The 11,515-nt window shown below is 35.2% G+C and carries 7 protein-coding genes and 1 riboswitch; of the genes, 4 read left to right on the top strand and 3 right to left on the bottom strand.

Annotated elements, in window-relative coordinates; all coding sequences use genetic code 11:
• Window positions 1-3: 3 nt before the first annotated feature.
• Window positions 4-2,148 carry a DNA helicase RecQ gene (recQ, locus tag HNQ35_RS06090; protein ID WP_146938544.1) on the bottom strand — a complete coding sequence of 715 codons (2,145 nt, stop codon included), beginning with the start codon at window positions 2,146-2,148 and terminating at the stop codon, window positions 4-6.
• 967 nt (window positions 2,149-3,115) lie between these two features.
• Here recQ and HNQ35_RS06085 point away from each other — a divergent pair.
• Entirely contained in the window at window positions 3,116-4,978 is a 1,863-nt protein-coding gene (locus HNQ35_RS06085; protein ID WP_146938546.1) for a cation:proton antiporter, read from the top strand.
• A gap of 39 nt (window positions 4,979-5,017) precedes the next feature.
• Here the strand turns inward: HNQ35_RS06085 and HNQ35_RS06080 are convergent, their stop codons facing one another.
• Window positions 5,018-5,197, bottom strand: coding sequence for an SE1832 family protein (locus tag HNQ35_RS06080; protein ID WP_146938547.1), 180 nt, complete (start codon window positions 5,195-5,197; stop codon window positions 5,018-5,020).
• Between the two features lie 521 nt (window positions 5,198-5,718).
• Here HNQ35_RS06080 and HNQ35_RS06075 point away from each other — a divergent pair.
• Window positions 5,719-6,504, top strand: a complete 786-nt coding sequence (locus HNQ35_RS06075) for a MeeY/MeeF family manganese export membrane protein (RefSeq protein WP_174771683.1) — start codon at window positions 5,719-5,721, stop codon at window positions 6,502-6,504.
• Window positions 6,505-6,955: 451 nt separating this feature from the next.
• Entirely contained in the window at window positions 6,956-8,350 is a 1,395-nt protein-coding gene (locus tag HNQ35_RS06070) for an L-cystine transporter (RefSeq protein ID WP_146938548.1), read from the top strand.
• 91 nt (window positions 8,351-8,441) lie between these two features.
• Here the strand turns inward: HNQ35_RS06070 and ligD are convergent, their stop codons facing one another.
• Window positions 8,442-10,211 carry a DNA ligase D gene (gene ligD / locus HNQ35_RS06065; protein WP_146938549.1) on the bottom strand — a complete coding sequence of 590 codons (1,770 nt, stop codon included), beginning with the start codon at window positions 10,209-10,211 and terminating at the stop codon, window positions 8,442-8,444.
• Between the two features lie 111 nt (window positions 10,212-10,322).
• On the opposite strand from ligD, the gene ku reads away from it, so the two are divergent.
• Window positions 10,323-11,156, top strand: a complete 834-nt coding sequence (gene ku, locus HNQ35_RS06060) for a non-homologous end joining protein Ku (protein ID WP_146938550.1) — start codon at window positions 10,323-10,325, stop codon at window positions 11,154-11,156.
• A gap of 199 nt (window positions 11,157-11,355) precedes the next feature.
• Window positions 11,356-11,457: riboswitch (purine riboswitch) on the top strand.
• The last annotated feature ends 58 nt before the right edge of the window (window positions 11,458-11,515 follow it).

Genomic DNA, 11,515 nt, shown 5'->3' with positions numbered 1-11,515 from the left:
AAGTTATATTAAGCTATGTTTTACTAAAATAGCTTTAATTTTCGTATAACTATATTCTTCAGGCAAGGCTTCTTTTAATGGCTTAAGTCGTCGTTCATCGATTTCACGTTGTTTTTCTAAAACGAGTGTCTCTTCTTCTTCAGTGAAAAAAATATCCCAGATGACTGTATGACCTTCTTGGTATGCTTTAAATATATGATTTACAATCGTCATTAACGATAAGTCTCTTATGATGGCAATTTCCTTTAGAGTTTTTCCAGACTTAAAAAGATCATAACTAATCATATGACTGCTTCGTGTATCTTTTTTCGGTGATGAATCGTTTGTTCTTCTATGATCTGTAATTTGAATGCGCGCTTTTTTATCTGGATAGGAAGCATGCCACAATGCAATCCTTTTTAAGAAAGCTTCACCATATTGTTCATATTTTCGCTCTCCCACCCCTTTAATTTGTAGAAACTCTTCTTCTGTTTTAGGTAGATAACGGCACATATCTTTTAATGTCGCATCAGAGAACAATACATATGGTGGCACAGCCATTTCGTCTGCTATTTGTTTACGAAGCTGACGTAACTCCATGAATAAATCGTAATAATAATCAGCTGTTTCCACTGTTGGTATCGGTGCTGCATACATCGTTACATGTCGCTTTCCTTTTAACACTTCGACCGATTTTGCGTTTAATTTTAAGGTAGGATAACGTCCGCCTACAGATTGAAGTAACCCTTCTGCAATTAAAAATTGAATTCGTTCTGTTATATCTCTTTCAGTATAATGTGAAAGCAATCCATAAGTTGATAATTTCGTGAATCCAAGTTCACGAACTTTCTTATCCTTTGATCCTCTTAATACTTTAGCCGTTAGACTGATTCCATAACGCTCATCCATTCGTTTCACACAGGATAAGATCATTTGTGCTTCTTCAGTTATATCTATCTTTTCCTTACGATACGTACAATTACTACATGTTTCGCATGCTTCTATTGCCTCTAGATCATTAAAATATTGTAAAATATATGAGGCTAAACAGCTATGTGTATGACAGTAATTAATCATTGCTTGTAAATGTTCGTATTCTCTCTCTTTTGTAACATCGTCCATCATCGATTGTTCGATGAGAAACTTTTGCAATTGTACATCTTGTGGAGAATATAATAAGATGCAATCACTCGGTTCACCGTCACGACCAGCACGTCCTGCTTCTTGATAATAAGATTCGATATTCATTGGCATTGCATAATGGATAACAAAACGAACGTTTGATTTATCAATACCCATTCCGAATGCATTCGTCGCAATCATAAGATTGGTTTCGTCATGAACAAACTGTGTCTGTGCCCGTTGTCTTTCATTTTCAGATAAACCTGCATGATATTTCCCAACCGAATAACCTTCTCGCCTTAACCATTCATATATGCCATCAACTTGTTTTCTTGTTGCAGCATAAATAATGCCAGATTCTTCCGTGCGTTTTTCTAAAAAATGACGTAAATAATTGCGCTTATCCTTACCTTTAACGACATGGAAGGATAAGTTTTCTCGTTTAAAGCCTGTATTAACAATATGTTCTGGATGAATGTCTAGTAATTCTTGAATATCTGAAATAACTGCTTCAGTCGCAGTTGCTGTTAAGGCAACATAGGTGTCAATATGATGTAGTTGTTTCAAGATGGGTACAATTAAGCGATAGCTCGGACGGAAGTCATGCCCCCATTGTGAGATACAGTGAGCTTCATCGAAAGCTACAAACGATATCGGAATCGATTGAATCGTATGTAAAAACAAGCCTGATTCAAAACGTTCTGGTGCAACATAAACAAATTGATATCGTCCCGTCTTTATTTCCTTCAGTCTTTTTTGTTGTTCACTATTAGATAAGGAAGAATTAATGAACGTCGCGGAAATGCCTAATGATAATAAAGCATCGACTTGATCTTTCATCAATGATATAAGGGGAGAAATGATAATAGCAGTTCCATCCATAATAAGCCCTGGTATCTGGTAACATAAAGATTTCCCACCACCAGTAGGCATAATGGCAAGTGTATGTCGTTTATGTAATATATGATCAATCACTTTCTTTTGACCTGGTCGAAAAGATGCGTAACCAAAATAGGATTGTAGGATTTTCTCCGGTTGATTAAACATGGAAATCCCTCGCTTTCTTCTATTCAATCCTAACATATTTCACAAATAAACTTCCTGGTAATTTATTTTTTAAGAGGTCTTCTTCGTTAGACATTTATCTAGAGCATGTTCTTCTTGCAAGTATGTTGTATTAATTGATGTTATAAACATAGCTAGATAGATTAATCTGATAATTAATTTAAAACCTTCTTGTTTATTTATACTTTTCTAGCTAGAATATTTTTGATATAGATATTAAGATTTCATATAAAAAATGATAATAAAGAAGTCTTTAGAACTGCTATAGAAAGAAGGTGTATTTTTTTATGGGAATCATTTTCAATATAATTATTGTTGTTATTGCTTTATTACTAACTATTTTTGTTTTAAATCAGAAAAAAAACAAAAATAAATTGGATATAATCATCCTTGTTTTAGCTGCTACAATTATAATTATTGTTAATAACCCCTTAGTATGGATATCTATTTTTGCTTTAACTAGCATTTATTTTTTTTACAAGAAAATCAGTAATATTTAAAGCAAACAAATCATTAAAGCATATTTTAAATTATTTTTATCTTAGACTGGAATATTAATTTTCAGTTTATGCGATTTACAGTTGATTAAAAAGATTAACTAATCAACTTCTCTACGACAATTGACATAGTTTGACTTTGGCGTTATAGACCATATGTACTAATAATAAGTCTTTCTATATTAAGACTGTAATATGTAAAAATTAATTTAGATGTTACATGAATATAAAAACATGTTCAATGTTTGATGAAGAAGAAACGAAGACGAAGTGATACTAGTGTTTAAAAAAAGTTAAAGATGGGAAAGTAAAAACTAACGCAATATTGATATTAAAATGACACACAATGAGTATGAAAAAGAATATTTTTCGAGTTACTGTTTACTTTTTATTCAAATCCATATACAATGTTTTTATATTTTATAAAAAAATGGAAATCACAGGGGGATGACATGAATCCAACATTATTATTTGAGATTATGTTAATTGGTCTTTTGGGGATTGGTTCACAATGGATTGCATGGCGTTTTAGGATGCCAGCAATCGTCGTTATGTCGATTACTGGGCTTTTAATCGGTCCCATCTTTGGCTGGATTAATCCACAAGAAGACTTTGGAAATTTATATGATCCATTTATTTCCGTCGCCGTTGCGATTATTCTCTTTGAAGGGAGTTTAAATTTACGCTTTAAAGAATTAACTGGTATTGGTCGGCCAATCTTTCGCATTGCTACATTAGGGGCGTTTATCGCTTGGATACTTGGATCACTTACAGCGCATTATATAGCAGGCTTATCATGGGCGGTCGCTTTCGTTATCGGTGGCTTATTCATCGTCACTGGTCCAACGGTTATTATGCCACTTTTAAGACAATCGAAGCTTAAACCACGTCCAGCGAAAATTTTAAAATGGGAAGGAATTATTGTTGATCCTATTGGTGCCTTACTGGCAGTTTTCGCCTTTGAAATTATTTTGTACTTGACTGCTGATGACCCGAGTGGAAAGCGTCTTATTATATTCTTTGTTGCCTCTTTATTTGCTGCACTCTTCGGCTGGTTATGTGGACGTTGGATTGGTTGGATGTTTGAAAGAGGGTATATACCTGAGTTTTTAAAATCTCCAACTGTCTTTATCGTCGTCATTTTATGTTTTACGATACCTGATGAAATTGTTCATAGTACGGGATTGCTTTCAGTTACAGCGATGGGCCTTACTTTAGCGAATATGGGTGTAAGCTCAGTCACAGAGATGCGGCATTTTAAAGAAAATATGTCGATTCTTTTAATATCGGCTATCTTCATCATGTTAACGGCATCTTTACAGTTAGAGACATTATTGCAAATTTTTCAACCGAATATTATCGGTTATGTGTTACTTATGATGTTCGCCGTTCGTCCATTATCCATATTTCTTTCGACGATTGGAACGAATTTAACATTAAATGAAAAAATGCTTGTCGGTTGGATTGCTCCTCGCGGAATTGTTGCATTAACTGTATCGAGCTATTTTGCAGGTATTTTACTTGATGCAGGTTTTGAAGATGCAACTCTCTTAACGACGTTAACATTTGGGCTTGTATTTTTTACCGTGCTAGCACATGGTTTTTCAATCGGGCCTTTGGCGAAAAAGCTAAATTTATCAATGGAAGGTCATCCAGGAACACTTATTGTAGGGTGTAATCGCTTTACGGTTGAACTGGCAAAAACATTGCAAAAAGCAGATATTCCAGTCATCATTGTTGATTCATCATGGCGAAAATTACGCCTTGCTCGTGAAGCAGGAATTCCATTTTATCATGGAGAAATGCTTTCCGAACAAACAGAATTCCATTTTGATACGATGCCTTATGATTATTTAATCGCGGCGTCAGATGATCCATTTTATAATTCACTCATCTGTACAACGTTCATGCCTGAATATGGGCGGACGAATGTCTTTAAAATCAGTCCATATGATCAAATGAATATTAATACGACACGTGAAATCGTACCGAAAGTTGCCGGGCGTGTATTATTTAAAGAAGAAGTGACGATGACTGAATTAAATCAGATGCTAGAAAAAGGCTACGTCTTCCGGCATACAACGATTACAAATCAATTTACGTTTAAGCAATATATGGATGAGAAAGACGATCAAACGATTTATTTATACTTGATAAAGCCATCTGGCGTTCTGAAGTTTTTTACTGAAGATATGAAGCCAGTGCCAGAAGTCGGTGATGTTATTGTTAGTATCACACCGCCGACGAAAGAAAAGGCAAAAATTCAAGCAAAGATTGAAAAAACGCGCTCTAACAATGGATCTAGAGAATCATAATAAAAACGCTTGGACTGCTTGTCTAAGCGTTTTTTATGTCTATTCATATTTCTCTAGTTGCTTATAAACTTCAGCAATTTCTTTTTCTAAGCGGATGAGTTGTTCTTCTGCTGAAGAAACTCTTCCTTTAACATATTCTAATTTATCCATATCACTTTGGATTCTTGCGTAATCTGCTTTTAAATTATCTAACTCATCAAGCAAAGCTTTTTTTGACATATCAAATCACTCCCTTGATTTTAAGTGTAGCAAGTCATCACGATAACTGCAATTACTATCGTAGGTGCGGGAAGAATGAAACGATTAATAAGACATTCTTATCTGCCCAAAAGAATAAAATCTTTTGTAAAACTTGGACAAGCTAGCCATCTTAGTTCTCTAACTTAAGTAAACGGTGTTAAAGCCTTTTATGCTGTTAATAAAAAATATAAATGATAATTGACAAGGTATGAAAAAAAGTGTTTAATTAAATTAATAATATATTTATTCCTAAAGGGGAGTAGCTGTACAGTTTAAGTCGTCATGACGAGAAATTTCTCCGGCTTAAATTGGCAATGAAATAGATTGTTAGCGAGACCTTTACCAAATGGTAGAGGTCTCTTTTTTTATTAGGCCTTTACTGATTATTACAGTAAATGGCCTTTTTATTTTTAGAAAGTAAGTGGAGGGGAATGATAACAGAGAAACCACTGGACGATTAATTGGTAAACGTAGGATGTCATAATAGAGGAGTGATCGAGATGGATATGCAATTATTGATAGAATATATATGGGTATTAGCCATTTTAGTCGGATTAGAAGGATTATTAGCAGCTGATAATGCTCTCGTATTAGCAATCATGGTTAAACACTTACCGAAAACCCAGCGTAAGAAAGCACTATTTTACGGATTGCTCGGTGCTTTTGTTTTACGTTTTGGCTCATTATTTATCATTTCTTTTCTCGTGGATGTTTGGTGGGTACAAGCAATTGGTGCGGCTTATTTACTAATGATGTCGATTCGCCACCTTTATACGAAATTACGAGCGAAAGATGATCCAGATGAAAAAACGTTGCTAGAAGTAGAGCCACAAAAGGAAGTATCTAAAGCGAGCTTTTGGATGACTGTTGCCAAGGTCGAATTTGCTGACTTAGCCTTTGCGGTTGATTCTATTTTAGCTGCAGTTGCATTAGCAGTTGCACTTCCTAAGACTGGGTTAGGTCAAATAGGTAGCCTTGATGCTGGGCAATTTACCGTTGTGTTAGCAGGAGGAATGATTGGCCTAATTATTATGCGGTTTGCAGCAAATGTGTTCGTTGATTTATTAAATAAAAAACCTGGTCTCGAGATCGCGGCGTTTATTATCGTTGGTTGGGTCGGTGTAAAATTAGCCTTACTCGTTTTCGCACATGAAGACATTGCTTTAATTCCACATGATTTTCCACATTCTACATTATGGAAAATTATTTTCTATACTGTTTTAGTAGGCGTAGCTGTTCTTGGTTGGTTTTTATCAGGAAGAGACAAACAGAGTAAGCGGGTATAATCCGCTTGCTTTTTTTATAAATGTGTAAATGTAAGCGTTATTCGTATTTTATTAGCAGCCTTTTATGATCCAGTTTTCACAAGTTCAATATTTAGCGGTGCTGACTTTGCTTTAGCACTGATTTTATTATTCTACTGAATATATGGAAATTACTTGCTTGGTCAATGGTCATCCCTGGAATTGTATTTGGTGAATGACTATCTATCATCTGATGAATACTATAAAGGAATTATTCGATATTTAGGAAAAGGTATGATTTACACACACTATAAGCTCCCGGATTGATAAATTTTTTACTCGGGAGCTATATCTTTTTTGTAAAAAAAATATGATTTACTTGAAATTTTCCGCAACCCTTTGTATAGTTAATTCGTAGTATGTCTATCGGAATTATATGTGACACATTTGTATTCTAGGACATAAGATGAATAAAACATGAGGAGGAAAGAAAATGGATTCATGGTTTGTACTTATAAACGTTATTATATTACTCGCTTTTATTGGTCTCTTAATTTATATGCAAAAGAAACACGTATCTTTTACTAAACGTGTCTTTACAGGGCTTGGAGTTGGGATTGTTCTCGGTGCTTTTTTACAGTACTTTTATGGTGCTGATTCAAAAGTTTTAACTAAAACAGTTGATTGGTACAGTATTGTCGGGAGTGGTTATATTCGTCTTTTAATGATGATTGTTGTGCCATTAGTGATGGTTTCAATTATTCAATCGATCATAAATATGGAAAAATCGAGTGAATTAGGGAAAATTTCAGCCTGGATTATCGGTATTCTTGTTACAACAGCCATGGTTGCAGCACTCATAGGTATTGTAACATCAACTGTATTTGATTTGGATGCCTCCCAAATTGAAGCAGGGCAAGCAGAAGAAGAACGCGGACTTATGATGGAAGAGCGTTTAACTGAAGTTGAAGATTTATCAACACCACAAAAAATATTAAATTTCATTCCATCTAATATCTTTTTAGATATGACAGGGGAGCGCCCGACATCTGTCATTTCGGTTGTTATTTTTTCAATGATTGTTGGTGTTGCCGTTCTTGGGCTTCGACGAAAACATTCAGAGCACGCTGAATTTTTCACGAAAATTGTAAATGCCGTTCATGCAGTCGTAATGCGTATGGTTACTTTAATTTTACGCTTAACACCATTTGGCATCTTAGCTTTAATGGCTAATACCGTTGCGAAAACGAGTGTATCTGGCATTATAGAACTAGGTAAATTTGTCATTGCATCATATGTTGGTTTATTCGTTATATTTATTTTTCATCTCGTCTTACTTGCATTGTTTGGTTTAAATCCGTTCACTTATTTGAAAAAGGTCATGCCAGTTTTGACGTTCGCTTTTACATCGCGATCAAGCGCTGGAACGATTCCATTAACAAGTCAAGTACAACGTGAAACTCTCGGTGTAGAACCAGGTATTGCAAATATGGCTGCTTCATTTGGAGCAACTATTGGGCAAAATGGCTGTGCGGGCTTCTATCCAGCGATGCTTGCTGTTATGATTGCTCCAACGGTTGGTATAGACCCTTTAGCACCTGAATTTATTGTAAAACTTGTTCTTATTATTGGTATTAGTTCATTCGGTGTCGCTGGTGTTGGTGGTGGGGCAACATTCGCTGCATTAATCGTATTATCATCTATGGGCTTACCTGTCGCTTTAGCGGGGATCTTAATTTCAATCGAAGCTTTAATCGATATGGGGCGTACGGCAGTTAATGTCAATGATAGTATTTTAGCAGGGACGTTAACAGCTCGCATTTTGAAGAAATTAAATATGAAGCAATTCCATGATAAAACAACTCTTGATGAGAAGATGGTACTTTAATATGTAGAGTCAGTAAATTTTAGAGGAGCGACCGGTTATTAAACACACTAAACAAGTGTGGCTCATTTCCGGTCGTTTTACTTCATCCATTTTAATGACGTATCATTTTTAAAAGTTGATTCAGTGGTTGTTTATCCCGAACGATATGATAGGTCATAAACGGACATCCCTTAATCTTCACCCGTTCTAATACATGTTTAAGAGTCATCTGTTCGGGTTTGAATGATTCTGTAAGTTCTTCCCAAAACAAAGGGGTTGCAACACTTGCCTCATTCGTTCTCCGTGGAGAGTACGGAGCGATAATCGTTTTATTTTTACCGTGTTGCACATAATCCAAGTATAAACGTCTCTCTCTTTTATGAATGAAACGTTCAGTTGTGAATAAGTTAGGATACTGCTTTTCAACGGTTAAAGCAACCGCCTTTGTAAACACACTTGTTTCTTGATAAGAAAGGCTACCTTCGGGAATTGGAATATGAATCTGTATACCTTTGTTCCCTGATGTTTTAACAAAAGCATGTAACTGAAAATGATCAAGCATTTGCTTAATTAACCGTGCTGCTCGTACAGCTAAATAAAAATGTTCGCGATCAGGTGGATCAAGATCAAACACCATTTCATCGGGGGCATTTGCTTCAACCGTTTGAAATGGGAGATGGTATTCAATAGCTCCGTGATTGGCATACCATAGAAGGGCAGTTAAATCATCACAACGAATCCGTTCATCATTGGTTAAGTCATGAATAAATGGTGGGGCATAAGATGGTACATGTTTTTGATAAAAATGCTCTCCAAAAATACCATCGGGAGAACGAATAAGTGTGACGGCTTTATTTTTTAAAAAAGGTAACATATAAGGAGATATTTCACGTATATAAATGAGAAAATCCAGTTTCGTGACCTTTTGCCAATAAGCTTTTTTCAGATTAGTAAAGGAAATCCTTGTTGGAAACATCGCCATATCTTGTTTAAGCTGTTCAATGGTACATGTCTTAGGCTCAATTTCAGGAAGAAGGCGAACGAATTGTGGTTCACGAAGTTCATCACCATGTAAATCTAAAGTGTGTATTAACGCACAAATTGCCGGTGGCATATAAAATATGGAGCCGGATTTCTCACCATATTTACGAAAAAATTGCCGCAATATGTCAGCTTCTTCATCATGTAAACCGTGTTTACATTTTCCAATATAAATCAACTGATCATCATCATAAACATAGACAGAAAAATAACCATTCTTCTCGTTATAAGCTGTTAAGCATCCTTTTATGACTCGCCAGTTTTTAACTTTTATCCAATCCCGATGTGTTTTACCAGAACGATACAGACTGCTTTTTCGTTTGGCAATGATACCTTCACTTTTATTGGTAAAGACAACATGTTGAGCCTCATCGGCATGGGAAAAAGTATGAATCAGTCGTAGCGGTGAAAAAGGATTATCGAATAGACGTTTAAATAATGCTTCTAATTGTTGTCGTCTTTCATTATAAGTTTTATTTCTAAGTGATTTCTCTCCTTGCAATAATAAATCAAAAGCAATAAACTGTGCCGCTTTATTTATTTTTCCTGATTTGGCCCGTGATTGGATAAGTGAGAAATTCGCTTGATATAGATGATTTAATATAACCAATTCGCCGTCAAGCGTCAGTGGCAATATGGCAGAAACATTTGGCGTATTTGCACGACAATAGTCAACAATTTCAGGAAATTTATCTGTTAAATCGTGGTTATTTTTACTCAAAAGACTAATGTCTTGTTTCGTCCATTTTAAGACAGAACGAAAACCGTCATATTTAATTTCATAGGCCCAATCATCCCCCATCGGTAAATCTAACGAAACGACAGGTTTCATGATATTCATATACATACACTCCTTCCTTGATAATAGGTTATGTCATGACTGAGAAATCATCCTAAGTTAGGAATAGATTATGAACTCTCACACAAACTAAGCAAAAAAGGAGCAATCATTATGCACACGATGTGGAAAGGTACAATTAGCTTTGGGCTTGTAAATATTCCTGTAAAAATGCACGCCGCTACTGAAAATAAAGATATATCACTTCGTCAACTCCATAAAGAATGTCAAACACCAATTAATTATGAAAAAACCTGTCCCGTATGTAAACGATCAGTAAAAAATGATGAGATTGTCAAAGCGTATGAATACGTGAAAAATAAATTTGTTCTATTAGAAGAAGATGACTTAAAAGAGATACAAAGAGAACAACAAGATAAAGCGGTGGAAATTATTGATTTTGTAAAATTGGATGAAATTGATCCGATTTATTTTGATAAAAGTTATTATTTATCACCGAATGAAGGTGGAATAAAAGCGTACGGTTTACTACGTCAAGCACTTCACGAAACAGGGAAAATTGGTGTTGCTAAAATGATGATTCGTTCTAAAGAGCGACTTGCTGTAATCCGCGTTTATAAAAATACAATCGTAGTAGAAACAATCCACTATCCGGATGAAGTGAGACAAGTAACCGATGTTCCAAACGTTCCAGAAGATGTAGAGACTGTAAAGAAAGAGCTTGATACAGCGAAATTATTAATCGACCAACTGACAACAACATTTGACCCAGGAAAATATCAAGATGCATATCGTCACGCTTTAATTCATTTAATTGAAGAGAAAAAAGCGAAGAAAGACGTGACGACAACAACAAAAGAGCCAACACCTGATCATGTGGTTGATCTTATGGACGTTCTTCAAGCTTCTTTAGAAAAAGCAAGAAAAGAAAAAACAAAACCTCATCAGCCTAAAAGAAAAACAGTAAAGAAGCAAACAGCTGAATAATTTCATCGCAGTCACATACTGATTGATATCGGCTTCTTTTTGTCCAAAACTACCTATTGCCAACATTCGACTGAAAGTAAGATACATCGAGAGTAAATCTCGCTAGAAGTGATAGCAAATGATGGTTAATTCTATCTTTAATCTGAACAAGGGCAACATTTTCCATTGCAAATTAGGTTTCTCATGTTATAATAAAAACATTCAATTAAACATTCATTCTCATATAATGGCGAGAATATGGCTCGCGAGTTTCTACCGGTTTGCCGGAAACAAACCGACTATGAGTAGCTTTTTTGAGATAGATTTTTTAAATCTATCTGCTTCCTGTTTGTACGTATTTAGTCTAGGAACATAGCTCC

Origin of the sequence: Cerasibacillus quisquiliarum (assembly GCF_014202495.1) — a bacterium.
GTDB classification, from domain to species: domain Bacteria; phylum Bacillota; class Bacilli; order Bacillales; family Amphibacillaceae; genus Cerasibacillus; species Cerasibacillus quisquiliarum.
The sequence above is the reverse complement of the archived record's forward strand: the minus strand, read 5'-3'. Positions and strand labels throughout refer to the sequence as shown.